The 25091-nt window shown below is 41.3% G+C and carries 28 protein-coding genes and 2 tRNA genes; 27 read left to right on the top strand and 3 right to left on the bottom strand.

Going from position 1 to position 25091, the window contains the following annotated elements; all coding sequences use genetic code 11:
• Positions 1–61: 61 nt before the first annotated feature.
• The 8 genes from aspS to ruvB all read left to right on the top strand — a co-directional run bounded on the left by aspS (position 62) and on the right by ruvB (position 6371).
• Entirely contained in the window at positions 62–1840 is a 1779-nt protein-coding gene (aspS, locus tag EL144_RS10425) for an aspartate--tRNA ligase (RefSeq protein ID WP_005703786.1), read from the top strand.
• Between the two features lie 306 nt (positions 1841–2146).
• On the top strand, positions 2147–2335 hold the full coding sequence (locus EL144_RS10420; RefSeq protein ID WP_005703788.1) for a hypothetical protein: 189 nt from the start codon (positions 2147–2149) through the stop codon (positions 2333–2335).
• 30 nt (positions 2336–2365) lie between these two features.
• The gene (gene nudB, locus EL144_RS10415; RefSeq protein ID WP_005701153.1) at positions 2366–2800 is read left to right on the top strand and encodes a dihydroneopterin triphosphate diphosphatase; all 435 of its coding nucleotides are present in this window, start codon (positions 2366–2368) and stop codon (positions 2798–2800) included.
• A 75-nt stretch (positions 2801–2875) separates the two neighbouring features.
• A complete protein-coding gene (locus tag EL144_RS10410; protein WP_005703789.1) occupies positions 2876–3616 on the top strand; it encodes a YebC/PmpR family DNA-binding transcriptional regulator in 741 nt (246 codons plus the stop codon).
• Between the two features lie 11 nt (positions 3617–3627).
• Positions 3628–4041, top strand: coding sequence for a hypothetical protein (locus EL144_RS10405; protein ID WP_005701150.1), 414 nt, complete (start codon positions 3628–3630; stop codon positions 4039–4041).
• A 58-nt stretch (positions 4042–4099) separates the two neighbouring features.
• A complete protein-coding gene (gene ruvC, locus EL144_RS10400) occupies positions 4100–4672 on the top strand; it encodes a crossover junction endodeoxyribonuclease RuvC (RefSeq protein ID WP_005701148.1) in 573 nt (190 codons plus the stop codon).
• A 64-nt stretch (positions 4673–4736) separates the two neighbouring features.
• Positions 4737–5351 (top strand): Holliday junction branch migration protein RuvA, encoded by a 615-nt coding sequence (ruvA, locus tag EL144_RS10395; RefSeq protein ID WP_005701145.1) that lies wholly within the window; start codon positions 4737–4739, stop codon positions 5349–5351.
• A 15-nt stretch (positions 5352–5366) separates the two neighbouring features.
• Positions 5367–6371, top strand: coding sequence for a Holliday junction branch migration DNA helicase RuvB (gene ruvB / locus EL144_RS10390; protein WP_005703790.1), 1005 nt, complete (start codon positions 5367–5369; stop codon positions 6369–6371).
• 58 nt (positions 6372–6429) lie between these two features.
• On the opposite strand, the gene EL144_RS10385 is transcribed toward ruvB, so the two are convergent.
• Positions 6430–6705 carry a DUF5339 domain-containing protein gene (locus tag EL144_RS10385; protein WP_407923679.1) on the bottom strand — a complete coding sequence of 92 codons (276 nt, stop codon included), beginning with the start codon at positions 6703–6705 and terminating at the stop codon, positions 6430–6432.
• 505 nt (positions 6706–7210) lie between these two features.
• Here EL144_RS10385 and EL144_RS10380 point away from each other — a divergent pair.
• From EL144_RS10380 to recC, 17 genes are all read left to right on the top strand, one after another.
• A complete protein-coding gene (locus EL144_RS10380) occupies positions 7211–8776 on the top strand; it encodes a cytochrome ubiquinol oxidase subunit I (protein ID WP_005703793.1) in 1566 nt (521 codons plus the stop codon).
• A 14-nt stretch (positions 8777–8790) separates the two neighbouring features.
• The gene (cydB, locus tag EL144_RS10375) at positions 8791–9927 is read left to right on the top strand and encodes a cytochrome d ubiquinol oxidase subunit II (protein WP_005701138.1); all 1137 of its coding nucleotides are present in this window, start codon (positions 8791–8793) and stop codon (positions 9925–9927) included.
• A gap of 9 nt (positions 9928–9936) precedes the next feature.
• A complete protein-coding gene (locus EL144_RS10370; protein ID WP_005701137.1) occupies positions 9937–10035 on the top strand; it encodes a CydX/CbdX family cytochrome bd oxidase small subunit in 99 nt (32 codons plus the stop codon).
• A gap of 4 nt (positions 10036–10039) precedes the next feature.
• Positions 10040–10327 carry a cyd operon protein YbgE gene (gene ybgE / locus EL144_RS10365; RefSeq protein WP_005701136.1) on the top strand — a complete coding sequence of 96 codons (288 nt, stop codon included), beginning with the start codon at positions 10040–10042 and terminating at the stop codon, positions 10325–10327.
• A gap of 116 nt (positions 10328–10443) precedes the next feature.
• Positions 10444–10848 (top strand): tol-pal system-associated acyl-CoA thioesterase, encoded by a 405-nt coding sequence (gene ybgC / locus EL144_RS10360; RefSeq protein ID WP_005703794.1) that lies wholly within the window; start codon positions 10444–10446, stop codon positions 10846–10848.
• 29 nt (positions 10849–10877) lie between these two features.
• Positions 10878–11567, top strand: a complete 690-nt coding sequence (tolQ, locus tag EL144_RS10355; protein WP_005701134.1) for a protein TolQ — start codon at positions 10878–10880, stop codon at positions 11565–11567.
• 123 nt (positions 11568–11690) lie between these two features.
• A complete protein-coding gene (gene tolR / locus EL144_RS10350) occupies positions 11691–12113 on the top strand; it encodes a colicin uptake protein TolR (RefSeq protein ID WP_032995149.1) in 423 nt (140 codons plus the stop codon).
• An 18-nt stretch (positions 12114–12131) separates the two neighbouring features.
• Complete coding sequence (gene tolA / locus EL144_RS10345) at positions 12132–13382, top strand: cell envelope integrity protein TolA (protein ID WP_050332778.1); 1251 nt, start codon at positions 12132–12134, stop codon at positions 13380–13382.
• Positions 13383–13417: 35 nt separating this feature from the next.
• Positions 13418–14698, top strand: a complete 1281-nt coding sequence (gene tolB / locus EL144_RS10340; protein ID WP_050332782.1) for a Tol-Pal system beta propeller repeat protein TolB — start codon at positions 13418–13420, stop codon at positions 14696–14698.
• A 14-nt stretch (positions 14699–14712) separates the two neighbouring features.
• On the top strand, positions 14713–15177 hold the full coding sequence (pal, locus tag EL144_RS10335; RefSeq protein ID WP_005703799.1) for a peptidoglycan-associated lipoprotein Pal: 465 nt from the start codon (positions 14713–14715) through the stop codon (positions 15175–15177).
• 293 nt (positions 15178–15470) lie between these two features.
• A tRNA-Lys gene (locus EL144_RS10330) sits at positions 15471–15546 on the top strand.
• Between the two features lie 23 nt (positions 15547–15569).
• Positions 15570–15646 (top strand) — tRNA-Lys (locus tag EL144_RS10325).
• Positions 15647–15823: 177 nt separating this feature from the next.
• Positions 15824–16345 (top strand): prepilin-type N-terminal cleavage/methylation domain-containing protein, encoded by a 522-nt coding sequence (locus tag EL144_RS10320; RefSeq protein WP_005701128.1) that lies wholly within the window; start codon positions 15824–15826, stop codon positions 16343–16345.
• Positions 16332–17075: a PulJ/GspJ family protein gene (locus EL144_RS10315; protein WP_032995151.1), complete on the top strand. Its 744-nt coding sequence runs from the start codon at positions 16332–16334 to the stop codon at positions 17073–17075. Before EL144_RS10320 ends, EL144_RS10315 begins: the two co-directional genes overlap by 14 nt.
• The gene (locus EL144_RS10310) at positions 17072–17758 is read left to right on the top strand and encodes a DUF2572 family protein (RefSeq protein ID WP_005703801.1); all 687 of its coding nucleotides are present in this window, start codon (positions 17072–17074) and stop codon (positions 17756–17758) included. The genes EL144_RS10315 and EL144_RS10310 overlap by 4 nt, the downstream gene beginning before the upstream one ends.
• Complete coding sequence (locus EL144_RS10305) at positions 17742–18044, top strand: DUF5374 domain-containing protein (protein WP_032995153.1); 303 nt, start codon at positions 17742–17744, stop codon at positions 18042–18044. Before EL144_RS10310 ends, EL144_RS10305 begins: the two co-directional genes overlap by 17 nt.
• A gap of 37 nt (positions 18045–18081) precedes the next feature.
• The gene (gene recC / locus EL144_RS10300) at positions 18082–21459 is read left to right on the top strand and encodes an exodeoxyribonuclease V subunit gamma (RefSeq protein ID WP_050332837.1); all 3378 of its coding nucleotides are present in this window, start codon (positions 18082–18084) and stop codon (positions 21457–21459) included.
• Between the two features lie 2 nt (positions 21460–21461).
• Here the strand turns inward: recC and rimI are convergent, their stop codons facing one another.
• Both rimI and EL144_RS10290 read right to left on the bottom strand, forming a co-directional pair.
• Positions 21462–21905 (bottom strand): ribosomal protein S18-alanine N-acetyltransferase, encoded by a 444-nt coding sequence (gene rimI, locus EL144_RS10295; protein ID WP_005703805.1) that lies wholly within the window; start codon positions 21903–21905, stop codon positions 21462–21464.
• A 12-nt stretch (positions 21906–21917) separates the two neighbouring features.
• Positions 21918–22358, bottom strand: a complete 441-nt coding sequence (locus EL144_RS10290; protein ID WP_032995248.1) for a DNA polymerase III subunit psi — start codon at positions 22356–22358, stop codon at positions 21918–21920.
• 67 nt (positions 22359–22425) lie between these two features.
• On the opposite strand from EL144_RS10290, the gene rsmC reads away from it, so the two are divergent.
• Both rsmC and EL144_RS10280 read left to right on the top strand, forming a co-directional pair.
• Complete coding sequence (gene rsmC, locus EL144_RS10285) at positions 22426–23430, top strand: 16S rRNA (guanine(1207)-N(2))-methyltransferase RsmC (RefSeq protein ID WP_005703808.1); 1005 nt, start codon at positions 22426–22428, stop codon at positions 23428–23430.
• Positions 23431–23515: 85 nt separating this feature from the next.
• Positions 23516–24937, top strand: a complete 1422-nt coding sequence (locus tag EL144_RS10280; protein ID WP_050332784.1) for a sucrose-specific PTS transporter subunit IIBC — start codon at positions 23516–23518, stop codon at positions 24935–24937.
• Positions 24938–25091 lie beyond the last annotated feature (154 nt).

The following is a 25091-nucleotide window of genomic DNA, read 5'->3' as shown; positions in this document are numbered from 1 at the left end:
GTATTTTAAGTTACTATACTTTTTCGCATACTAAATAGATTTATCAAAATGAGGTATAAAAATGATGCGTTCACATTATTGCGGTGCGTTAAATCGTACCAATATTGGTCAAGAAATAACCTTAAGCGGATGGGTTCATCGTCGCCGTGATTTAGGTGGTTTAATTTTTATTGATATGCGCGATCGTGAAGGCATCGTGCAAGTGTGTTTTGATCCGAAATATCAAGAAGCCTTAACCGCCGCTGCGGGTTTGCGTAACGAATTTTGTATTAAAATTCAAGGCGAAGTCATTGCCCGTCCGGATAATCAAATCAACAAAAATATGGCGACCGGTGAAGTGGAAGTGTTGGCAAAAGTGTTGAAAATTTACAATGCTTCCGATGTGTTACCGCTCGATTTCAACCAAAACAATACTGAAGAACAACGCCTAAAATATCGTTATTTGGATTTACGTCGTCCTGAAATGGCGCAGCATTTGAAAACCCGCGCGAAAATCACTGGTTTTGTGCGCCGCTTTATGGACGACAACGGTTTCTTGGATATTGAAACGCCGATGCTCACTAAAGCCACCCCGGAAGGCGCGCGCGACTATCTTGTGCCAAGCCGTGTGCATAAAGGCAAATTCTACGCGCTTCCGCAATCGCCGCAGCTTTTTAAACAGCTTTTGATGATGTCCGGTTTTGATCGTTATTATCAAATCGTGAAATGCTTCCGCGATGAAGATTTACGCGCGGATCGTCAGCCGGAATTCACGCAGATTGATGTGGAAACTTCGTTCTTAACCGCGCCGGAGGTACGTGAAATCATGGAACGTATGGTGCACGGTTTGTGGCAGCATATTTTAGGTGCCGATTTGGGCAAATTCCTGGTGATGACCTGGCAAGAAGCAATGACTCGTTTCGGTTCGGATAAACCGGATTTGCGTAACCCGCTTGAATTGGTCGATGTGGCAGATATTGTTAAAAATGTTGAATTTAAAGTATTTAATGAGCCGGCAAACAATCCAAACGGCCGTGTTGCCGTAATTCGTGTACCAAATGGTGCTGAAATTACCCGTAAACAAATTGATGAATATACACAATTTGTTGGTATTTACGGTGCGAAAGGTTTGGCTTGGGCGAAAGTGAACGATATTAATGCCGGTCTTGAAGGCGTACAAAGCCCGATTGCAAAATTCTTAAATGAAAATGTGTGGAAAGCGTTAGCTGAGCGTGTTAAAGCACAAACTGGTGATATTTTATTCTTTGGCGCAGATAAATGGCAAACTACGACAGATGCAATGGGCGCATTGCGTTTGAAATTAGGTCGCGACCTTGGCTTAACCCGTTTAGACGAATGGCAACCGCTTTGGGTGATTGATTTCCCCATGTTTGAGCGTGATGATGAAGGCAACCTTGCTGCAATGCATCACCCATTTACCTCACCAAAAGATTTTACGCCGGAACAATTAGAAGCAGAACCCACTGATGCGGTAGCGAATGCTTACGATATGGTCATTAACGGTTACGAAGTGGGTGGTGGTTCTGTCCGTATTTTCGACCCGAAAATGCAACAAACCGTGTTCCGTATTCTTGGTATTAATGAACAAGAACAACGCGAAAAATTCGGCTTCTTGTTAGATGCATTAAAATTCGGTACACCTCCGCATGCAGGTTTGGCATTTGGTTTAGATCGTTTAACTATGCTCTTAACGGGCACTGAAAATATCCGTGATGTGATTGCATTCCCGAAAACAACAGCAGCGGCTTGTTTAATGACTGAAGCCCCAAGTTTTGCGAATCCGCAAGCTTTGACAGAGTTAAGTATTCAAGTTGTTAAAACAGGCAAGGAAGACGAATAGATTAATCTCAGTAAATTTACTCATGAAATGGATTGGGTAGGGTTGTTTTTTCCTGATGTTGCAAAATCGTTTTATCCGCGATAGCACGTAAGTCATAGGTTAATTTAGAATAAGATTGATATATGAAAAGACCTATATCTATTCCTATTATTTGTTGGGCAAATATCGCCATTAATTATCTTATCGCTTTGGTTCTTACTTTAGTGATTTTGGCTATCGGGACATCTTTCATTAGTATGGGAGACTAGTTAGCCTTAATTTTGCCTTATCTTAACCTTATTTATTTTAGTTGTTTATTTGAATAATATGATTCTTCGTGGGCAACGCTGGTCAAGAGAGATTTTTATTGCTTGGTGCATTGTTCTTAATGTACTGGGGTATGTTCTTTTTGAAGATATGCAAATTACGTTAGTCAGTGTTGCATTTTCTATTATTAATATTATTTGTTTGTATCATTCTTCTGCCAATCACTTTTTTGCTTGGAAAGGTGCTTAATGGTTAAGGTGGATATTAAGAGCTGGCTAATTGAAATATAAAAATAACCAATCCGTTCTCATTGTCATTTATGCGGAAGATACACGACGGGTACTGATGTTACAACGACGGGATGACCCAGATTTTTGGCAATCGGTAACTGGCTCTCTAGAGATGGATGAAACCCCCACTGAAACTGCAATTCGTGAATTGTGGGAGGAGGTGCGGTTAGAAATAGAAGCAAAATCGACCGCACTTTTTGATTGTGATGAGCGTATAGAATTTGAAATTTTTCCGCATTTCCGCTATAAATACGCACCGGATGTCACCCATTGTCGAGAGCATTGGTTTTTATTGGCAGTGGAGCAGGAATTTACGCCTGAATTGACCGAACATCTCGCGTTTCAATGGGTTTCGCCGGCTCGAGCGATTCAAATGACAAAATCTCCAAATAATGCGGAAGCAATTAGAAAATATTTATTATAGGGGCAATTATTGCCCTAGTTTCATTATATAAATTAAGGTGCAGAAAGTTGCACTCTACGTTAGAAGGAAAACAACATGGCAGGCCACAGTAAATGGGCAAATATTAAACACCGTAAAGCCGCACAAGACGCACAACGCGGTAAAATCTTTACAAAATTAATCCGTGAATTAGTTACAGCGGCAAAAATTGGTGGTGGTGATGTCAGTGCTAATCCTCGTTTACGCGCGGCAGTAGATAAAGCCTTAAGTAATAACATGACCCGGGATACGATTAACCGTGCTATTGAACGAGGAGTCGGTGGTGGCGATGATACTAATATGGAAACCCGCGTTTATGAAGGTTATGGTCCGGGTGGTACGGCGGTTATGGTTGAATGTTTAAGTGATAATGCCAACCGTACCATTTCTCAAGTTCGTCCAAGTTTTACTAAATGTGGTGGTAACTTAGGTACCGAAGGTTCCGTCGGTTATCTTTTCAGCAAGAAAGGATTGATTTTAGTGAATCAAGCCGATGAAGATGCATTAATGGAAGCTGCGATTGAAGGTGGCGCAGATGATGTTCAGCCTCAAGATGACAGTTCTTTTGAAATTTATACTGCGTGGGAAGATCTAGGCTCCGTGCGTGATGCCATAGAGGCTGCGGGCTTTAAAATCGAAAGCGCAGAAATAACAATGATTCCATCAACGACAGTGGATTTGGATGCGGAAACCGCGCCGAAGTTACTTCGTTTAATTGATATGTTGGAAGACTGTGATGATGTACAAAACGTCTATCACAATGGTGAAATTAGCGATGAAGTCGCAGCAATGCTATAGAAGGAGCATTTATGAAATTAGTTAAAACATTATCAGCTATCGCAGTTGTCGCCGTTTTGGCTGCTTGTTCAAACTCTGCTAAAAAAGAAGAGCCGATAGTTAAATCTGAGAAAACAGTTGTTTATTCTTGCGGTAAAAAACCTGTGAAGGTTGTGTATCAGTTTGAGGGTAAAGAAGCGGTTGAAGCTCAAGTTTCTTTAGGTAAAAAGGTTATTGCCGAAGGGTTACAACGTGATACAGCACAAAAAGATTTCACATCTTTTGCTTCCGATAAATATACTTGGAATGTAGATACCGGTTTCACTTTGGACAATACGACTGAAGTTGATGCGGTAATGTTGACACAGAAGGGTAAAAAATCAGATAAGATTTTAGCAAAAAATTGTTCTATTAATGCTAAAGCCACAGCTAAAGCAAATCAATAGAATCTTATTTAGATTAAAACGGCTAGATATTCTAGCCGTTTATTTTATTCCATAGACTATGACGATTATTTTAGGTATTGATCCTGGTTCGCGCGTGACAGGATATGGAGTGATTCGACAACATGGCCGCCAATTGGAATATTTAGGCAGCGGCGCTATTCGCACTCAAGTGGATGATTTACCAACCCGTTTAAAGCGTATTTATGCGGGGGTGACGGAAATTATTACGCAATTTCAGCCGGATATGTTTGTCATTGAACAGGTATTTATGGCAAAAAATGCCGATTCTGCCTTGAAACTGGGGCAGGCGCGAGGTACTGCTATTGTTGCGGCGGTAAATCATGATTTGCCGGTATTTGAATATGCTGCGCGTTTAATTAAACAAACTGTCGTAGGAATTGGCTCGGCAGATAAAATTCAAGTACAGGATATGGTGATGCGTATTCTCAACCTTTCCGATAAACCACAGGCAGATGCCGCAGATGCTTTGGCCATTGCCATTACGCACGCCCATTCCATACAACATTCTTTCCATGTCGCCGGTGCGGTAAATCAGCACAAAACGCAAGAAAAAGTGACCGCACTTTTGCGTACTAGATATAGCCGAGGGCGATTTCGATTAAAAATTTAACTGGATATTTATCCAGTTTTATTTTATCCTAAGCTCAATTTTTTACTCAGTCATCAGGATACTTATGATCGGCCATTTAACCGGCATTTTAATGGAAAAACAACCTCCGGAAATTTTATTGGATGTGCAAGGCGTAGGGTATGAACTTTTATTGCCTATGACCAGTTTCTACAACTTGCCGGAGGTGGGCAAGCAAACCAGTTTATTTACGCATTTGGTGGTGCGAGAAGACGCCCATTTGCTTTTTGGATTTTCGCAAAAAACCGACCGCACTTTATTTCGTGAACTCATCAAAACCAATGGCGTGGGGCCGAAGCTGGCGTTGGCGATTTTGTCCGCGATGTCAGTGGATGAGTTTGCCTATGCCATTGAGCGCGAGGAATTATCCCGTTTAGTTAAAATTCCGGGGATTGGTAAGAAAACGGCAGAACGCTTGTTGGTTGAATTAAAAGGTAAATTTAAAGAAGTGAAAACCCATGATTTCTTTGTACAGGGCGACCACTTGCCAAGTGTTAATGCTGAAACCGTAGCGACAATTGAACCTTCAAATGAAGCAGTAGCTGCATTGATAGCCTTGGGTTATAAACCATTGGATGCTGAAAAGATGGTGAAAAAAGTCTCCAAACCGGAGCTTTCCAGTGAGCAATTAATTCGCGAAGCATTGAAAGCAGCATTGTAATTAGAGATAGCCAAGATGATTGAAGCAGATAGAATTATCAGTGCCACCGCGAAATTAGATGAAGATGTCATTGATCGTGCCATTCGTCCAAAATTGTTGGCAGATTATGTGGGACAGCCACAAGTTTGTGAGCAAATGGAAATTTTTATTAAAGCGGCTAAATTACGCCAAGACGCTCTAGATCATTTATTAATTTTTGGGCCGCCAGGGCTCGGAAAAACCACATTAGCCAATATTGTCGCCAATGAAATGGGGGTCAATATTCGTACAACCTCAGGCCCAGTATTGGAAAAGGCGGGTGACTTAGCAGCAATGTTAACAAATCTTGAGCCACATGATGTGTTATTTATTGATGAAATTCATCGTCTTTCACCGGCGATCGAAGAGGTTCTTTACCCAGCTATGGAAGACTATCAATTGGACATTATGATTGGTGAAGGTCCAGCTGCCCGTTCGATTAAGCTAGATTTGCCGCCCTTTACATTAATCGGTGCAACAACCCGCGCAGGTTCTTTAACATCGCCGCTACGTGATCGTTTTGGTATTGTGCAGCGTTTAGAGTTTTATTCTGTGTCGGATTTAACCTCAATTGTGTATAGAAGTGCGGTCTGTTTACAGCTTAAAATTGATGATGCCGCCGCTTACGAAATTGCCCGCCGCTCTCGTGGCACGCCGCGTATTGCTAATCGGTTACTACGCCGCGTGCGAGATTATGCTGATGTACGTAACAATGGCATGATTACAGAAGAAATTGCCAAAGCGGCATTAGCAATGTTGGATATTGATGACGCAGGGTTTGATTATTTGGATAGAAAATTATTGATGGCTGTGTTAGAGCGCTTTGATGGTGGGCCGGTTGGGTTGGATAACTTGGCTGCAGCGATTGGTGAAGAGAGAGATACTATTGAAGATGTGCTCGAGCCTTATTTAATTCAGCAAGGCTTTTTGCAACGAACACCAAGAGGGCGAATTGCGACACTAACAACATATCGCCATTTTGGTGTTGAAAAGATTACATGATAGAACAAATAAAAGGCTTATTGAAAATCAATAAGCCTTTTATTTGTTCTGTTAGAAATTATTGCGTTTGTTGTTGCTGTTGTTTCATACTATTCAATTTAGCTAACGCAACATCACAGCTTTTAATCTGTGTTGCTAATTCCATTTCTAGGATTTGCTTTTTGCTTTGGTTAAGCTTGCTTCTGATTTTATTAACTTGGGGATGTGTGCCAGGCTGTTTTTCTGCTTCGGCAATCAAATTTTCAGTTTCGCTAAATAAATCTTTACATTGCTTTGGCATTTCAACCGCTGTTTTTATGTTTTTTTCTTTGACGGTTTCTGTGGCGCCGACCATATTAGAAAAACTCATAACCGCCATTATTGAAAAAAGTGCGGTCAGAATTTGAGTTATTTTTTTTGTCATTTGAAAGCCTTTCAATTGTTCAAGTTATAGTCCATAAATCTCGCATGAAGCTATCAGAATCTCTTATTGATGTCTAGAGTTTTTTATATTTTTTGATTTTTGTATGATAAAAGTGGAATAAATGTTATGAGTTTGTTAATTAGAAATGCAATTTGACATCTATCAATTTAACTAAAATTACTTATTTGGGGTTATTTTTGATTTAGTTCACAAAAATGTGACTTGTATAACAATTTTACTATTCTTTATCCCTATATTTAGTAGTAGAATACACAAGTTACTTGGGTTATCTATGTAATAATCGACTCAAACAACTGCAAGAAGTGGTCATTATAAAGATAATTCTATATGCAAATTCAAAACATTTTTGAGTTTATGGGGTGGTTACTCAGTAATCATAAAATTTAAGGACTTGTATCCTTTACAAGGAGTCGAGATGTTAGACGTTGTTGAACTCTCAAGACTGCAGTTTGCTTTAACTGCATTATATCACTTCATATTTGTGCCATTAACGTTAGGGATGACTTTTCTGTTGGTTATCATGGAAACACTTTATGTCGTCACAAATAAAGAAGTTTATAAAGATATGACCAAATTCTGGGGTAAGTTATTTGGTATTAACTTTGCGCTGGGCGTAACCACCGGCGTTACAATGGAATTTGAATTCGGCACTAACTGGTCATATTATTCTCATTATGTGGGAGATATTTTCGGCGCACCTCTTGCCATTGAAGCGTTGTTAGCCTTTTTTTTGGAATCTACTTTTGTCGGTCTTTTCTTTTTTGGATGGGATCGTTTAAGTAAAGGTAAACACCTTTTGGCAACTTACTGTGTTGCATTCGGTTCAAATCTTTCCGCCATGTGGATTCTAGTGGCAAACGGCTGGATGCAGTCTCCGGTCGGTTCCGAATTTAACTTTGAAACCATGCGGATGGAAATGACCAGTTTCATGGATTTGTGGTTAAATCCGATTGCGCAAAGTAAATTCTTACATACTTTATCCGCCGGTTATGTTTCCGCTGCATTCTTTGTATTAGCAATCAGCTCCTACTATTTACTGAAAGGTCGCGATATTGGTTTTGCCAAACGTTCCTTCTCTGTTGCTTCTACTTTCGGTATTATCTCTGTGGTTTCTGTGTTAATCGTGGGGGACGAATCCGGTTATGAAATCGGCTACGCACAGCCGACTAAGTTGGCTGCGATGGAAGGCGAATGGCATACCCAGCCAGCTCCGGCTGCCTGGAATATGATTATTGTTGCAAATCAAGCAGAGCAGAAAAATGATTTCTCCTTGCAAATTCCATATGTAGCAGGGATTATTGTTACCCGTTCATTTGACAAACAATTCAGTGGTTTGATCGATTTGCAAGAACGTAATCTTGAACGTGTGCGTAGTGGTATCCAAGCCTATGCCTTATTGCAACAACTGAGAGCGGAGAAAAAGGCAAACGGTCAGGCAAGTGAAGAAACAAAAGCGAAATTTGATAAAGTACAAAAAGATTTAGGTTTCGGCTTATTGCTAAAACGTTATACCGATAACGTGGTTGATGCTACTGAAGAACAAATTAAACAGGCAGCAGCAGATACAATTCCTAAAGTAGCACCGACATTCTGGTCTTTCCGTGTGATGATGGCTACCGGTGGTGCGATTTTACTGCTAATGTTGCTTGCCTTTGTACAGAATGTTCGTAAAACCGTAGGCAGTCGTCCGTTATTATTAAAAGCATTATTGTGGGGGTTGCCACTGCCGTGGATTGGTATTGAGTGCGGTTGGTTTTTGGCGGAATATGGTCGTCAGCCTTGGGCGATTTATGAAGTATTGCCGGTAGGTGTTTCTGCTTCCAAGCTTGCGCCGGGCGATTTGTGGTTCTCTATCGGTTTGATTTGTGCGTTATATACCTTATTCCTCGTCGTAGAAATGTACTTAACGTTTAAATACGGAAGATTGGGTCCAAGTGCATTAAAAACCGGCCGTTATTATTTCGAACAATCCTCTAAATAGGCAGGAGCTTAACTATGTTTGATTATGAATTTCTACGTTTTGTATGGTGGATCCTAGTTTGCGTATTGCTTATTGGATTTGTCGTTACCGATGGTTTTGATATGGGTGTTTTAAACTTATTACCATTTACTGGTAAAAAAGAAGTGGAAAAACGCATTATGATCAATACTATCGCTCCACATTGGGATGGTAACCAGGTTTGGTTGCTTACTGCTGGCGGTGCGATGTTTGCTGCATGGCCGACGGTTTATGCAACATCATTCTCCGGCTTTTTCATCGCAATGATTTTAGTCTTGGCTGCATTATTCTTCCGCCCGGTGGGGTTTGAATATCGCGCTAAAATTGATAGCCCAACTTGGCGTAAAGCTTGGGATTTTGGGTTATTTATCGGTGGGTTTGTACCGTCCTTAGTTTTCGGTGTGGCATTTGGTAATTTGTTGCAAGGTGTTCCGTTTGAGTTTAATGAGTTACAGCAACCGCAATATACCGGTACATTCTTTGAATTATTAAATCCGTTTGCCTTACTTTGTGGTGTTATCAGCTTTACTATGTTAACAACGCATGGTGCTAACTGGTTACAAATGAAGACTACAGCGGAGTTACGTGAACGTGCGCGTACGATTTCTCAAGTAGGAGCATTTGCGACATTAATCATGTTTGTTTTTGCCGGTGTGTGGCTATTTTTCAAAGATGGTTTTGTAGTGACCAGTGTTATTGATCATAACGCCCCATCTAACCCAATTGGTAAAGAAGTGGCTGTGCAAGCCGGCGCATGGTTTAACAATTATAAAGAAATGCCAATTTTATGGTTATTCCCTGTGTTAGCAGTAGGCAGTGCTTTACTTAATATTGTCTTTTCTAAAGCGAATCGTTGTGGTTTTGCCTTCTTGTTCTCTGCATTAACTATGGCAGGTGTTATTTTAACGGCAACTATTGCAATGTTCCCATTTGTCTTGCCTTCAATTTCCAATCCGGGAATGAGTTTGTTAATGTGGGACGCTACATCAAGTAAATTAACCTTAACCTTGATGTTCTTCTTAGCATTATTCTTTGTAGTGATTTTGCTTTCTTACACAATTTGGGCTTACTATAAAATGTTTGGTCGAATTGATAGTAGCTTCATCGAAGAAAACAAAAACTCATTATATTAAGGAGATAGTATGTTTTATGTAGTCTGGGTATTGGGTGTTTTGTTAGCAATTATGCTAAGTGTAGTTGTCACTATCAGCATCGAAAAAACAGGAAAATTTGACGAGTAGTTAAATGATTAACTCACTATACCAATTAACAAATAAGGGTTCGTTACGAACCCTTTCATTTATTTTGGCTCTAACGTTAACAATTTTTTTCTTTTTTAACGTAAATCAGTTTGCAACCCAATTAAGAGCGGTAGAATTTTATTATGTTTTTGCACTAATTTGGGGAACTGTTGTCTTATGGATTCATGGTATTGGTTTTGAGATCCGTACTATGATTTGGCGAACCATTTTTATGCCATGGGTAGGTTATGTTGCTGGCATAATTAGTTTGTTTAATAACCTATTGACTTAAAATCAATAGGTTAATATTTCTTAATAAGCACGATTTCAGGCTTGCTAATCATTTTGAGGCGCTCTAAAATAGCCAACTTCCTGTATTCTAAATTCCCAGAAGGTAAGGAAGTTAATTTGGAACAGCATGTTTTTCATTATTCTGCCCGTGTTTATTATGAAGATACGGATGCGGGCGGAGTAGTTTACCACGCACGCTATTTGCATTTTTTAGAGCGTGCTAGAACGGAATATTTAAGAACATTTAATTTTTCCCAACAGGAATTGTTAAAGGAAGAAAAAGGGGCTTTTGTGGTGAAATCTATGCATATTGATTACCGCATTCCGGCCAAATTGGATGATTTATTACATATTGAAACCATTGTTACGGAAATAAAAGGTGCCTCGATTATTTTCTCCCAAACAATTAATCGGGATGAATTAACGTTATGTCAGGCTACCGTGAAGGTAGCCTATGTTGATCTTGGAAAAATGAAACCTGTTGCAATTCCAAAGGTAATCAAGACAACCCTTGTCAGTTAACTATAAATAAGTTGTTTTCGGAGTATGTAATGACTGCAGAATTAAACTTTTTAGATTTGTTTCTAAAAGCCAGTATCGTTGTTCAATTGGTGATTTTAATTTTAATTATTTTTTCAATCACATCTTGGGCAATCATTATCCAACGTAGCCGTGTGTTGACTAAAGCATTAAAAGAATCAATGGCGTTTGAAGATCGCTTTTGGTCCGGTGAGGATTTAAATAAATTGTACGAAGGCTTATCTAACCGCCGCGATGGTTTAAGCGGTAGTGAACAGATTTTCTATGTCGGTTTCAAAGAATTTTCCCGTTTGAAACAAGCCAATCCTGATGCGCCGGAAGCGATTATTAAAGGTAGCACCCGTGCGATGAATCTTTCCATGAACCGTGAAATTGAAGATATTGAAACCCGTGTTCCGTTCTTGGCGACCGTGGCTTCCATTAGTCCTTATATTGGCTTATTCGGCACCGTATGGGGGATCATGCATGCATTTATGTCGTTAAGTGGCGCGAAACAAGCAACATTACAAATGGTGGCACCGGGTATCGCCGAAGCGTTGATTGCAACCGCAATTGGTTTGTTCGCAGCGATTCCTGCTGTAATGGCTTATAACCGTTTAAGTTTACGGGTGAATAAACTTGAACAAAATTACGGTAATTTTATTGATGAATTTACGACCATCTTGCATCGTCAAGTATTCGGTAAAAATCATCATAACTAAACGCCAAATTTATTAACCGCACTTTATGTAAAAAGTGCGGTCACAAAATCTAGTAGATTTAAAGATTGGTGTTGCCAATCAACGAATAGTATTTTAGAAGTTTTATAAATTTAGAAGGTGGATATGTCTTATCGTCGCCAGCGTCGTGATATGAAATCTGAAATCAATATTGTTCCATTTTTGGATGTGCTTTTGGTATTGGTTTTAATTTTTATGGCTACTGCGCCTATTATCAGTCAAAGTGTAGAAGTTGAACTGCCTGATGCAGTGCAAAGTCAAAACATTTCTACCGAAGACAAAACACCGGTTATTTTAGAAGTGTCGGGTGTTGGTCAATATGCCATTTCAATTGGTGGAAATCGTACGGAAAATTTAACTGAAGATATGGTTACCCAATTATCAAAACAAGAGTTTGATAAAGATAACAATACAATGTTCTTAGTTGGCGGTGCCAAAGAAGTACCTTATGAAGAAGTAATTAAAGCACTTAATTTACTTCATCTCGCCGGAATTAAGTCAGTTGGATTAATGACGAATCCAATTTAATGAAAATAGGTAACCATTGTGCAGAATAAGCGACAAAAAGGTGATGCTAATGCAGTTGTGATTTCGATCATAATGCACGTGGCTTTGTTTGGGTTATTAATCTTGAGTTCGCTCTATCATAATATTGATATTATGGGAGGCGGTGAAGGTGATGACGGCGAAGTGATTGGTGCGGTAATGGTTGATACCGGTTCAGCAGCGCAAGAATGGGGCCGAATTCAACAGCAGAAAAAAGGTCAAGCCGAAAAGCAGAAAAAACAAGCGTTGGAAGATAAAAAACGGGAAGAACAAAAGCAGGAAGAACAAAAACAACAAGAAGCTCTAAAAGAGAAACAGCGCCAAGAAGAAATTGCTCGACAAAAAGAATTAGAGCAACAGAAAGAACAGGAAAAACAAAAACTGTTAGCTGAACAGAAAAAACAACAGGAAGAAAAAGCTCGCTTAGAAGCTCTCGAGAAACAAAAACAGGCAGAGGAAGCCAAGGCTAAACAAGCTGCTGAGGCTGCTAAATTAAAAGCAGAAGCTGAAGCAAAACGTTTGGCTGCAGCAGCTAAACAGGCGGAAGAAGAAGCCAAAGCGAAAGCTGCGGCCATTGAGAAAGCAAAACAAGAAGCTAAGGCAAAAGCTGATGCGGAGGCCAAGGCAAAAGCAGAGGCTGACGCCAAAGCGAAAGCAGAAGCCGATGCAAAAGCAAAAGCGGATGCGAAGGCCAAAGCTGATGCAGAGGCTAAAGCAAAAGCGGATGCAGAAGCGAAAGCTAAGGCTGATGCGAAAGCAAAAGCGGATGCGAAGGCGAAAGCTGACGCGAAAGCCAAAGCGGAGGCAGACGCGAAGGCTAAAGCTGATGCTCAACGTAAAGCAGATCAAAATGCATTGGATGATTTCTTTAATGGTGGCGATGTCGGTGGCGGTAGTGCAACACAAGGTGGAAATGCTAATAAAACAGGAAGTCAAGGCTACGGAGCTTCCATGGGTGCGGGGGATGGTGGTAAAACAGGCTCGGCTTATGCCGGCGTGATTTATTCTTCTGTCAAACCGTATTTCCGAGGAGACACTCGTTTCATCGGTAAAGTTTGCGATATTAGAATGGAACTTGCTAGCGACGGGACCATTTTGTCTTATGCGAAAAAATCCGGCCCAAATGATTTATGTGCCGCTGCATTGAATGCAATTGAGCAAACAAAGAAAATGCGCAGAGCACCAACACCGGAAGAATATGAAATGTTTAAAAGTTTTACTTTAGGTTTTGACCCAAGAAAAGTGCGGTAGTTTTTTATCGTATTTTTTAAACAATAGGAGAACAAATGAAAGTAGTTATTCGAATTTTTAGCTTATTTATTATGCTATTTGGGTTAACTTCAGTTTCCCGAGCGGAGGTTCGTATTGTGATTGATGAGGTGATGGATTCTGCCCGTCCAATCGCAGTAGTCCCATTTAAGTGGAATGGCCCAGGAAGCGCACCGGCAGATATTGCAAAGATTATTTCCGATGATTTGCGTAATAGTGGAAAATTCAATCCGATGCAAGTTAGCAAAATGCCTCAACAACCGACTTCAGCTGCGGAAGTGAATCCTGAAGTTTGGTCAGCACAAGGTATTGAAGCTGTTATTGTAGGACAGGTAACGCCATCAAATGGTGGTTTTGATATCGCATATCAGTTGGTTGATACTATGGGAAGTGCTGGTTCAATTCTTTCTCAGAATCAATATACTGTAACCCCAAAATGGCTTCGTTATGGTGCCCACACTGTAAGTGATGAGTCGTTTGAAAAGTTAACTGGTATTAAAGGAGCATTTAGAACCCGTATTGCATATGTTGTGCAAAAAAATGGTGGTTCTCAACCTTATGAAGTCCGCGTATCCGATTATGATGGTTTCAACCAATTTATTGTAAATAGAAGCTCTCAACCGTTTATGTCTCCAGCATGGTCTCCAGATGGTAAAAAATTAGCTTATGTTTCTTTTGAAAACAAAAAAGCACAAATTATTTTACAAGATCTTGGGTCTATGGCTCGTAAAGTTGTTGCTTCATTCCCTGGCCATAATGGTGCGCCGGCATTTTCTCCGGATGGTTCGAGATTGGCATTTGCCTCTTCAAAAGACGGTGTATTGAATATTTATGTAATAAATTTGGGTAGTGGACAGGTTTCTCAGTTAACCAGTGGTGCCGGCAATAATACTGAACCATCTTGGTCGCCTGACGGTCAATCAATCGTGTTCACATCCGATAGAGGCGGCTCTCCGCAAGTTTATCGTATGAGTGCATCCGGTGGCGGTGCGTCTTTAGTCGGTGGACGCGGCAGTGGTCAAATCAGCTCAGATGGTAGTACCTTAGTAATGATCGATGGAAGTAATAACATCGTGAAAAAAGACTTGGCATCCGGCAGCGCTGAAGTGCTAAGCTCAACTTTCTTAGACGAAAGCCCGAGTATTTCACCGAATGGTATTATGATTATTTATAGTTCTACCCAGGGCTTAGGAAAGGTGCTACAATTAGTATCCGCTGACGGACGCTTTAAAGCACGTTTACCTGGAAATGATGGACAAGTGAAATTTCCAGCTTGGTCACCATACTTAACTAAATAAACAAGGAGAAATCAATGAATAAATTGACTAAAGCACTATTAGTTGCTGGTTCAGTAGCTGTGCTAGCAGCTTGTGGATCTTCCAACAAAACTGAGAACGGTAATGGCAGCAACGGCCAAACTTTTGGCGGCTATTCCGTTCAAGATTTGCAACAACGTTATAACACCGTATTATTCGGTTTCGATAAATACGATATTCAAGGCGAATATGTTCAAATCTTAGATGCTCACGCTGCATACTTAAACGCAACTCCAGCAACAAGTGTACGTGTTGAAGGTCATACCGATGAACGTGGTACACCAGAATACAACATGGCATTAGGTGAACGCCGTGCGCATGCCGTACAAAATTACCTAACTTCTAAAGGTGTTCAAGCTGGCCAAATCTCTACCGTTTCTTACGGTGAAGAAAAACCAGCTGAGTTAGGACATGATGAAGCTGTATACTCTAAAAACCGTCGTGCAGTGTTAGCATACTAATTTACAGTATCGTACAAAAAAACCGGGATTCTACCTGGTTTTTTTGTTTTTATGTATGTGAGTGTTATTTTTAGAAATAGTGTAACTATTCTTTTACCACTATTCTCTCATTGGTCTAGAGACTCTTATCAAAACCGATAGTCAAAATTCAATGAATTTTTTTGAGCACACTTTATTGATATAATACTCATAGTTCCTGATGAGTATTCAGGCAAATAAGTAAAAAAACAAAATTTTTTATTGATTATTAAATTAAAATCAGTATTATAAGCGCTCGTTGTTAAATGTTACTTGGGTCGTTAGCTCAGTCGGTAGAGCAGCGGACTTTTAATCCGTTGGTCGAAGGTTCGAATCCTTCACGACCCACCAATTTAAAGCTGTATTTCCCAAATGGGTCGTTAGCTTAGTCTGGTAGAGCAGTGGACTCTTAATCCATTGGTCATAGGTTCGAATCCTATACGACCCACCAACTATCCCTACTGTCTAGTTAATCACTTTAGATATCTTTATGTTGTAATTTTGTATTACTCCTAATTTATTTCTCTTACAAATTTTTATGTTTTGCGATCCGGATCGCAAAAACTCTCCTTGAGCATTCCTTTTTATTCTTAGTCTGATTAAAGTGCGGTCAAAAAAAGGAACGTTTATGCAAAAGGGATTTACCCTGTTAGAAATCTTAATCGCCCTGCTGATAATAAGTGTATTGCTCACATTGTCGCTTCCCGCATGGCAGCAGCATCGTCAGCAAAATATTTTGCAGAAAGAACAACAAAAGCTGTATATCTTTTTGCGTCAAATTCAGGCTAGAGTGGAAAATTCATCCGACATTTGGTTTTTAATTGCGAATCGCCATCAAATGACGCAACGTTGGTGCCTCACTGCTCAAATTAAGAGTGACAAATTATGTGATTGCCTCAACCCGCAGCATTGCCCGCAAGAGGTTTCCGCACATTTTTACTATCCTACATTTGAAGACACCATATTAATCAGCAAGCGTTACTATCCTTTTGAATTTACCCGTTTGAGTGGTATTCGGAACACGGCGTCAACAGCCTGTTTTGTGTTACAAGCGAATCATCAACGAACCCTATTTTCATTTTTTAATGTGGGTAGTTTGAAGTTAAAAGATAACCAATCCTTAAGCGCCTGTGTTAATGATGAAGAATAGAATTAGGTTAAAACAAAAATACTATTCGGGACAAAGTTTGGTGAGCTTAATGCTTTCGGTGTCGCTTTCTTCGTTTTTACTCTTGGTAATTTTGCAGTTTTATAGTCAACATCAGCAACAGAATCAGGAGATTCTTTTACGTTTGCAGTTACAAACGGAGTTACAACGCGTTGTTCAGCTTATGGGAAAAGATTTGGCGCGTACCGGTTTTCGGGCAGTGAGCGAGAAGTTAACAAAAGATAACTTGTCCTTATTTGAACAACCGAATCAGCCGTCTGCAATTACTATCGCTCAAATGAATGCAGAGAAAAACAACAGTTGTGTTGTATTTTTTTATGATCTTGATGTTAACGGTTGTGTGGGAGGGCAATATAAAGGCGATACTTGTCTGGCGAATGGGCGAAATGCAACCAAAGAAATTGAACGCGAATTATTCGGTTATCGGCTCAATAAAAAAATGCTGGAAACCCGTTTAACGTATAAAAGTGCGGTGAAACAAAATTGCAGTTTAGAAGATTGCCAACGCTATACCCAACAATCTGCCTGTAATCACGGTGGTTGGGTGGATTTGTTAGATGATAAAGAATATGAAATCTCTCATTTAACCTTTGATTGGCTGGCGGAACAAAAAGGCATTGAAGTGCGTTTAATTGGGAATTTAAAGCAGAATAAAAAAATTATCTACGAAACCGCTATCGTTGTGCCGTTATTAAACGGAGGAGTACCATGATAAAGGCTCAACGCGGCATGATGACAATCACCTTGTTGGTGTTGCTCAGTGGTGTTTTGCTTCTTGCCATGCTATTTAACGATGATTTACTTCGTTTGTATTCATCCATTGCCTCTCAGCGACATTTATATGCGGAACAACATCTAACCTTGCAACATCTCAGCTTTACGGAGAAAAATGCGCGTTGCGAACAGCTTTCCACGCAGGAAAGCGGCGATACGTTTTTATTGACATTCCGCTTGGATAACAATCGATTCGTTGATGGCGTGAGGCATTATGTGTGGTGCCGCCGGGATAAATTGTTTCAAAAACAGCTGGTGCGAAACAATCATGAAAAATTGTTTGATCAGTTTATTTCCGAAGCGGGGCTTGCACTTTTTCGTCAACAACTGCAGTCGCCACCGTTAATCTTAGCTAAGTCTCCCTCTGTAGCATTGTATTGGTTTGGTGTAGGTGAAACCGAATGGGAGATTGACAAAAACGTGAATGCGGTGATTGTCGCCGAAGGCGATTTACATATTCGCGGTCAAGGCAAAATTAGCGGTTCGATTATTACGAAAGGGCGATTAACTTTAGATGAAAATATCAAAGTGACTTATTCAAAATCCGTTGCAACACAGATTGTGCAACAATACAGCCGTTGGCGTTTAGCGGAGAAGAGTTGGTATGATTTCACGCCTTAATTTTATTCGACAGAAAGGCATGAGCTTGCTGTCGTTGTTGGTGGCATTAAGTTTATTTAGCGGTATTTTTCTCACGTTTAACCAATGGGGTAATGCACAACGTAAAAGTGCGGTGGAAATTTACCAACGTTTTCAAGGGATCCAAATTGCCGAAAATCAACGGCAACGCCAGTTCCTTGGTCTGTCTTGTGAAAGGGATATTTACCAAAATCATATTCGTTTTCAGGTGGTTTGTCGGCAAAATCAGGTGACGGTGAAATATCCTCGCGGTGAAATTAGTTTATAATAGCGCAATTTATATTTGGCGAATTCCCGGAGGTTGTGTGTTTACCGTTTATCATTCCAATCAGCTTGAGGTACAAAAAAGCATTCTGGTTGAGTTAATTCAACGTCAACCGCTGAGTAATTCGCTCCAATCGGAAATCGTTTTAGTGCAAAGCCCGGGCATGGCGCAATGGTTACAATTGCAAATAGCCGAGCAAAAAGGCATTGCGGCGAATTTTGCTTTCCCGATGCCCGCCAGTTTTATTTGGCAGCTTTATGCCGATAATTTACCTGATGTATCTCAAAGCAACCAATTCAACAAAAATGCCATGATGTGGCGCTTAATTCGCTTGATTCCTGCCTATTTACATCAACCTGATTTCCAACCATTACGGCATTATTTGGCGCATTCCGCGCAGTCGGAACAGTTCAAACTCTACCAATTGGCAGGGAAAATCGCCGATTTATTCGACCAATATTTAGTTTACCGCCCCGATTGGATTAGCGCTTGGGAAGAGCATCGGGATGTTGAAATTTGCCAACAAATCGAAAGCCAATTAAGCGTTGATAATGATCGTTTACTGGCGCAGATTCAACAGAACATTACATGGCAGGGCGTATTGTGGCGCGCTTTGGTGCAAATGGTAAAAACCGATACCGGGTTGGATTTGGTACAACACCGCGCCCATTTACACCGGTTACTGTTAGAAAAACTCCGCGAAAATCGACCGCTCTTTTTACCCGAGCGCTTATTCATTTTCGGTATTCCTGCCTTGCCAAAAGCCTATTTGGAAATATTTCAGGCGATTAGCCAATATTGTGATGTGCATTTGTTCTTCAATAATCCTTGCGAGGAATATTGGGGTGATATTGTGGATCCGACATTTGTAGAAAAATTAGCGTTGCGTCGGCGCACCGATTATCGCAATCAGCGGGAAAAACCGTTACTGTCGGCGGAGCAAGTTGAGTTTGTGCAGCAACAATGGGATGTGACTTACGATCAGGAAAAATTACAGGTAGGGAACCCATTATTGGCTTCATGGGGAAAATTGGGACGGGATTTTTCTTATTTATTGACACAGTTGGAACCGCAGGAAATTTCAGCTTATGTAGAGATTGCACCGCGTAATTTATTATCGCAATTACAACATCAGATTCTGCATTTAATGCCAAGTGGCACCGAACCGTTAAATTATGTGGAAAATGACCGCTCTTTAACCTTCCATTCTTGCCATAGCGTGATGCGCGAGGTGGAAACCTTACAAGATTATTTATTGCATTTGTTCCAAACAGATCCAAACCTTACGCCGAAAGATATTATCGTGATGGTGGCGGATATTGACAAATATACGCCGTATATTCAGGCGATCTTTGGGCAAAACAGCGCACCGAACAGCGCCATTCCGTTTTCTATTTCCGATAACAAATTATCGGAAAATGATGTGCTGATTGCCGGGTTCTTAGCATTGCTACAGCTAAAAGAAAGTACATTCAGTGCGGAAGATGTATTGGCGTTTTTGGATATTCCGGCAATTCGTGAACGTTTTGCCATTGAATTGCAGGATCTTGCTCAAATTCGTGATTGGGTAAAAAATGCGGGCGTGCGTTTTGGGTTGGAGAAAAATGCCGACGGCGAAACCAATTATAATTCATGGCAGGCGGGCTTAGAGCGAATGTTGCTTGGTTATGCGTTGCGTGAGGAAAACGGCATTTGGCAGGATAGCCTTGGGTTAGATAACAGTTTTGGGTTGAAAGGACAGTTAGTCGGGCGATTGTCGGAATTTATAGAACGCTTGTTTGCGTGGTATCAAACCTTACAGCATTCCTTCAACATCACACAGTGGCAACAGTATTTAACGGCATTGGCAGATGATTTTTTTGCGGTCACAACCGAAACCAATGAAACCTTGTTTTATATAAAAGACGTGATTCAACAATTTGCCGAACAGTTGCAGGACGTGCATTTTGAGCAACCTTTAGTCATTGATGTTGTGGCAGATGTGATGAATAGTGCTTTGGAAGAAAACCCAAATCACTATCGCTTTTTGGCGGGCAAAGTGAATTTTTGCACCTTATTACCCATGCGTTCTATTCCGTTCAAAGTGGTGTGTTTGTTAGGGATGAATGATGGTGAGTATCCTCGCCAACAACAAGCCAATAGTTTTGATTTAATGCAATATCATCGCATCAAAGGCGATCGTGCACGCCGTGATGACGATCGTTATTTGTTCCTTGAAGCACTGCTGTCTGCGCAGGAATATTTGTACATCAGTTACATTGGACGTTCCATTTCTGATAATCAAGAACGTGAGCCCTCCGTATTGGTGAGCCAGTTATTGGATTACATCGTAGAAAATCTGCCGGATAAAGGCAAAGATTGGCGGGCATTACTGGTGCAACAACATGGCATGACGGCATTCAGTCGAAAAAACTTTGAAAAAAACGACCGCACTTTTAGTCAATCTTTTGCGCAACAATGGCTACCGTTGGCCAATTCACAAGCTGGTCGAATCTTGCAAGATTTTATTCAACCCATGGATTTCGATGCTTGGGAAGAAGAGCGCGACATTGAATTTTCCCGTTTGGTGGCTTTTGTAAAAAATCCGGTGAAATTTTTCTTTGAGCGTCGTCTTGGCGTTAATTTTTCCGAACAGGAAGAAAGCATTGCCGATAGCGAAAATTTTGCCTTGGATAACGCCTTGGAAAAATACGCTATTCATGCGGAATTGGTGGAGTTTGATGGCGACCAAACAAATGCGTTTTTTGCCCGCCAAAAAGTGAAAGGTGTGCTGCCACGCGGTGAGTTTGCTACCTTGTATGCCAATCAATTATTGGCGGAAACGAACGCGTTTAAAGAGAAAATTATCGATTATGTGTCACAAACTCCGCATAGCCTTTTTGCTCAATTGGCGGTGCCGACCAAAAACGGTGAAATTACCTTGGCAGGTAACGTGGATCGCCTGTATGACGAACCTTCACAGCGGGTAACTTGGCGTATGGCGACAGTGAAAGACAAAGATCGCATTGAGGCCTGGCTGTATCATCTATTGTTATGCGCCACGCAGCCACAGCCGACGGAATCCATTTTTCAAGGCAAGGACAAACGCGAGATTTTTCATGTGGTGCCTCAACCGGAGGCCGTTGCGCAACTGCAAATTTATGTCGAAAGCTATTTAGCCGGATATGCACAATTACAGCTGATTCCGACAACGGGCATTGACGCGTATTTGGAACTGATTTCCAATGAAAGTGCGGTCGATTTTGAACAATGTTTTGCGCGGCTAACCAAAATTGCCGAAGGTGATGATTATTCCCGTGGCGATTTATATTGGCAGCGCGTGTTGGTGCAAACGCAGGAATTAGATTTGAATTGGATAAATCACCAGGTGAAAGCGTGGTTTGTGCCGATGTTACAAGCGATTAAGGAGGAAAAATAACCTTATAAATACGCAGCCATCACCACAGCATTTTCTCGTTTGCCATCGACAGTGGGGTAATAGTTTTTGCGGATATCCACCTGATTAAAGCCCAGCGAATCATAAAGCGCCAGGGCTTTTTTATTGGATTCGCGCACTTCTAGCCACAATGTCAAAATGCCTTTTTGTCTGAGTTGGGTGATGAGTTCGTTTAAGAGTTGTCGTCCGAGTCCCAAACCTTGTTTTTGCGGATCGATAGCAATATTAAATAAGGTGGCTTCATCTAGTACGGTCTGACAAATAGCAAACCCGTAAATCTTATTTTCTTCGAGGATCTTTAAATTGAGATAACGCTCGCCTTGGTTATTTTTCAACGTGCCTAAACTCCAAGGCACGGCGTGAGCCGCCTGCTCAATGGCATAAAGTTCGTCAAAGTCTTGTTCTTCAATCAGCGAAATGGTTATCACGACAGATCCTTGTTATTCGGCATTGATGGAAGGGGATTGTTGAATGGTTTGCCAAAATTGACGCTTTGCCTGCGGATTTTGTTTAAATTCCTCAAGATCATCAGACTGCCAGACATTTAACGGTTGTTGGAAAGGTAAAGTGCGGTCGTTGTTTGATGTGTTTTTAGAAAGCAACCAATAACTGACTTCGTGGTTGACTTGCAAATAAGTAAGCTGCTCAAACGTGATGTTTAATACTTGCTTGCTATTAAGCGTCAAGCTGCGTAACACATCCTGCACAACAGGCTGCTGCAACAGATTTTGCTGACTGACGATAATCAAACGAATATGCTCCGGCACGGCAATATTGATAGCGCCCAGCAACACATCAGGGCGATGGAGCTGCCATTGGCTGATGCCCATTTGTTGCAGTAATACATCTCGACGGGAGTAAGGTTGGCGCGTTTCTTGCATATCTAAAATCAATTCAATCCAGTATAATGGGCGCCCATTTTAACCAATAAGGCAGAGGATTAATAGCGTGATTTGTGCAGAAAGCGAAGTGTTGGAACGGCATTTGGATTTTTTAACGGGAAAATCGTTATTACTTACCGGCGCGGTGAACGATGATTTTCTTTCCGATTTACGACGCCAAGGTTTTAACGCTCGTGCTTGGAGTTGGTATTTTGATTACGCCAACCGAGAAAATCAAAAGCAACAAAGTGCGGTGGATTTTTCCCTCGAATTTCAACGCCAAGCCGATTTGATCCTGTTTTATTGGACGAAGAACAAGCAGGAATGCCATTTCCAATTAATGCAAATTCTCGCCAAAAGCCCGGTGGGGCAAGAAATACTCATTGTCGGCGAAAATCGTAGCGGCGTACGTTCTGCCGAAAATATGCTTGCGGACTTCGGCGATATTCACAAAATCGACTCTGCCCGCCGTTGTAGTCTTTATCATTTTCAGCTAGAAAATCCACCGCACTTTGAGCTGAATTCCTTCTGGAAATCTTACCAACACCCACAACTTGCCGATGTCACCGTGTATGCGTTACCGGGCGTATTCAGCGCCGCCGAACTGGATGGCGGTACCGCATTATTGTTGTCCACCTTAAAAAATGTGTCGGGCGATGTACTGGATATCGGTTGTGGCGCAGGCGTGATTGGGAGTTACATTCAAAAACATCATCCGAAAACTAAGCTTGTGATGACGGATATTCACGCTATGGCACTTGAATCGGCACAGCGAACGTTGAGAGAAAATCAGTTGCAAGGCACGGTGCTGGCAAGTGATGTGTTTTCTCATGTGGAAGGAAAATTTGACCTGATCATCTCCAACCCGCCGTTTCATGATGGCATTGATACCGCTTATACTGCCGTTAACGAATTGATTAAACAAGCAAAATGGCATCTTAAAACCGGTGGTGAATTGCGCATTGTGGCGAATGCCTTTTTGCCTTATGCCGACTGGCTGGATCAACATTTCGGCGACCATGAGGTATTGGCGAAAAATAATAAGTTTAAGGTGTATTCAGTGCGCGGATGAGTGAATGACGCAGTAAATTCTACTGGCTTAGCAAAAACCTTTTAGTTAGAATTCTACCTATTATTTACTACTTCGGGAGAAGACTATGAACTTTCCTAAAATTGCGCAGCAAGTCATTGAGAAACTTGGTGGAAAAGAGAATATTGCAACCGCCGCACATTGCGCCACACGTTTGCGTATTGTATTACACGACGAAAGCAAAGTGGACAAGGAAGGTGTTGATAACATTGAAGGTGTTAAAGGTCAGTTTGCCGTGGCAGGACAATATCAAATTATTTTTGGTTCCGGTACCGTGAATAAAGTCCACGCTGAATTAACTAAATTACTCGGTATCGGCGATGTGAGTAAAGCGGAAGTGGCAGACGCCGCGAGCGGTAACCAAGGTTTGTTGCAACGTTTGGTGAAAGGTTTAGCGGATATCTTCGTACCGATCATTCCGGCCATTGTGGCAGGCGGTTTGTTGATGGGTATTTACAGCATGCTCACCGCCAAAGGGTTCTTTGTGGATGAACTCAGCGTCATTGACATGCATCCTGAACTCAAAGATTTAGTGGATTTCATTAATACCATTGCGAACGCACCGTTTGTGTTCTTGCCGGTATTGCTTGGCTTTTCCGCCACCCGTAAGTTTGGTGGTAACCCATTCCTTGGGGCCGCATTAGGCATGTTATTGGTTCACCCGGCACTGGCTGACGGTTGGAACTATGCTTTAACTCTGGCAGAAGGCAAAATCCAATATTGGAATGTGTTTGGTTTGGAAATTGAACGTGTAGGCTATCAAGGCACTGTGATCCCAACCTTAATTTCCGCTTGGGTGTTGGCAACGTTAGAAAAAACGTTTCGTAAATTTGTGCCGTCTTATTTAGATAATTTGGTCACACCGTTATTTTCTTTGTTTATCGCAGGCTTCTTGGCGTTTACCATCATCGGCCCAATCGGACGTGAAGCAGGTTCATTAATCGCGGCAGGGTTAACCTGGTTATATGACACATTAGGTTTCATCGGCGGTGCAATTTTCGGTACCTTCTACGCACCAATCGTGATTACCGGTATGCACCAAACCTTCATTGCGGTGGAAACCCAATTATTAGCGGAAATGGCACGCACCGGCGGTACCTTTATTTTCCCAATTGCGGCAATGTCTAACATTGCGCAGGGCGCCGCCTGTTTGGGCGTGGCATTTGCCTTAAAAGATCCGAAAGTTCGCGGCTTGGCCATTCCTTCCGGCATTTCTGCGTTGCTTGGTATTACCGAGCCGGCCATGTTCGGGGTGAACTTGCGTTATCGCCAAGCCTTTATCGCAGCCATGGTTGGCTCCGGTCTGGCGAGTGCGTTCATTGCCTTCTTTAACGTAAAAGCAATCGCCCTTGGTGCGGCAGGTTTCTTAGGTATTCCATCGATTAAACCGGACAGTCTTGCCATGTACAGCATCGGTATGGCCATTTCCTTTATTGTGGCGTTCAGCCTTTCCACTGTTTTAGTGAAACGCTCACAGGCTAAAGCGTAGTTTAGTAACCTTGAGAAAGCACGGATTTGTGAAAGCAGGTTCGCGCTTTTTCTTTTGCCTAAATACAAAAATACGTTTAAAAACAACCGCACTTTTTTACAAATTTTCCGTGCATTTCTACATAAAAGCAAACGTTTGCTTTATAATGCAACAC

The sequence above is a fragment of the Aggregatibacter aphrophilus ATCC 33389 genome, assembly GCF_900636915.1.
Lineage (GTDB): Bacteria > Pseudomonadota > Gammaproteobacteria > Enterobacterales > Pasteurellaceae > Aggregatibacter > Aggregatibacter aphrophilus.
The sequence above is the reverse complement of the archived record's forward strand: the minus strand, read 5'-3'. Positions and strand labels throughout refer to the sequence as shown.

What these genes read in the sequence shown, in the direction of transcription:
- aspS (WP_005703786.1), top strand. Translation starts at nt 62, where the DNA reads ATGATGCGTTCACATTATTGCGGTGCGTTAAATCGTACCAATATTGGT.
- EL144_RS10420 (WP_005703788.1), top strand. Translation starts at nt 2,147, where the DNA reads ATGATTCTTCGTGGGCAACGCTGGTCAAGAGAGATTTTTATTGCTTGG.
- EL144_RS10410 (WP_005703789.1), top strand. Translation starts at nt 2,876, where the DNA reads ATGGCAGGCCACAGTAAATGGGCAAATATTAAACACCGTAAAGCCGCA.
- EL144_RS10405 (WP_005701150.1), top strand. Translation starts at nt 3,628, where the DNA reads ATGAAATTAGTTAAAACATTATCAGCTATCGCAGTTGTCGCCGTTTTG.
- ruvC (WP_005701148.1), top strand. Translation starts at nt 4,100, where the DNA reads ATGACGATTATTTTAGGTATTGATCCTGGTTCGCGCGTGACAGGATAT.
- ruvA (WP_005701145.1), top strand. Translation starts at nt 4,737, where the DNA reads ATGATCGGCCATTTAACCGGCATTTTAATGGAAAAACAACCTCCGGAA.
- ruvB (WP_005703790.1), top strand. Translation starts at nt 5,367, where the DNA reads ATGATTGAAGCAGATAGAATTATCAGTGCCACCGCGAAATTAGATGAA.
- EL144_RS10385 (WP_407923679.1), bottom strand. Translation starts at nt 6,705, where the DNA reads ATGGTCGGCGCCACAGAAACCGTCAAAGAAAAAAACATAAAAACAGCG.
- EL144_RS10380 (WP_005703793.1), top strand. Translation starts at nt 7,211, where the DNA reads ATGTTAGACGTTGTTGAACTCTCAAGACTGCAGTTTGCTTTAACTGCA.
- cydB (WP_005701138.1), top strand. Translation starts at nt 8,791, where the DNA reads ATGTTTGATTATGAATTTCTACGTTTTGTATGGTGGATCCTAGTTTGC.
- EL144_RS10370 (WP_005701137.1), top strand. Translation starts at nt 9,937, where the DNA reads ATGTTTTATGTAGTCTGGGTATTGGGTGTTTTGTTAGCAATTATGCTA.
- ybgE (WP_005701136.1), top strand. Translation starts at nt 10,040, where the DNA reads ATGATTAACTCACTATACCAATTAACAAATAAGGGTTCGTTACGAACC.
- tolQ (WP_005701134.1), top strand. Translation starts at nt 10,878, where the DNA reads ATGACTGCAGAATTAAACTTTTTAGATTTGTTTCTAAAAGCCAGTATC.
- tolR (WP_032995149.1), top strand. Translation starts at nt 11,691, where the DNA reads ATGTCTTATCGTCGCCAGCGTCGTGATATGAAATCTGAAATCAATATT.
- tolB (WP_050332782.1), top strand. Translation starts at nt 13,418, where the DNA reads ATGAAAGTAGTTATTCGAATTTTTAGCTTATTTATTATGCTATTTGGG.
- pal (WP_005703799.1), top strand. Translation starts at nt 14,713, where the DNA reads ATGAATAAATTGACTAAAGCACTATTAGTTGCTGGTTCAGTAGCTGTG.
- EL144_RS10320 (WP_005701128.1), top strand. Translation starts at nt 15,824, where the DNA reads ATGCAAAAGGGATTTACCCTGTTAGAAATCTTAATCGCCCTGCTGATA.
- EL144_RS10315 (WP_032995151.1), top strand. Translation starts at nt 16,332, where the DNA reads ATGATGAAGAATAGAATTAGGTTAAAACAAAAATACTATTCGGGACAA.
- EL144_RS10310 (WP_005703801.1), top strand. Translation starts at nt 17,072, where the DNA reads ATGATAAAGGCTCAACGCGGCATGATGACAATCACCTTGTTGGTGTTG.
- EL144_RS10305 (WP_032995153.1), top strand. Translation starts at nt 17,742, where the DNA reads ATGATTTCACGCCTTAATTTTATTCGACAGAAAGGCATGAGCTTGCTG.
- EL144_RS10290 (WP_032995248.1), bottom strand. Translation starts at nt 22,358, where the DNA reads ATGCAAGAAACGCGCCAACCTTACTCCCGTCGAGATGTATTACTGCAA.
- EL144_RS10280 (WP_050332784.1), top strand. Translation starts at nt 23,516, where the DNA reads ATGAACTTTCCTAAAATTGCGCAGCAAGTCATTGAGAAACTTGGTGGA.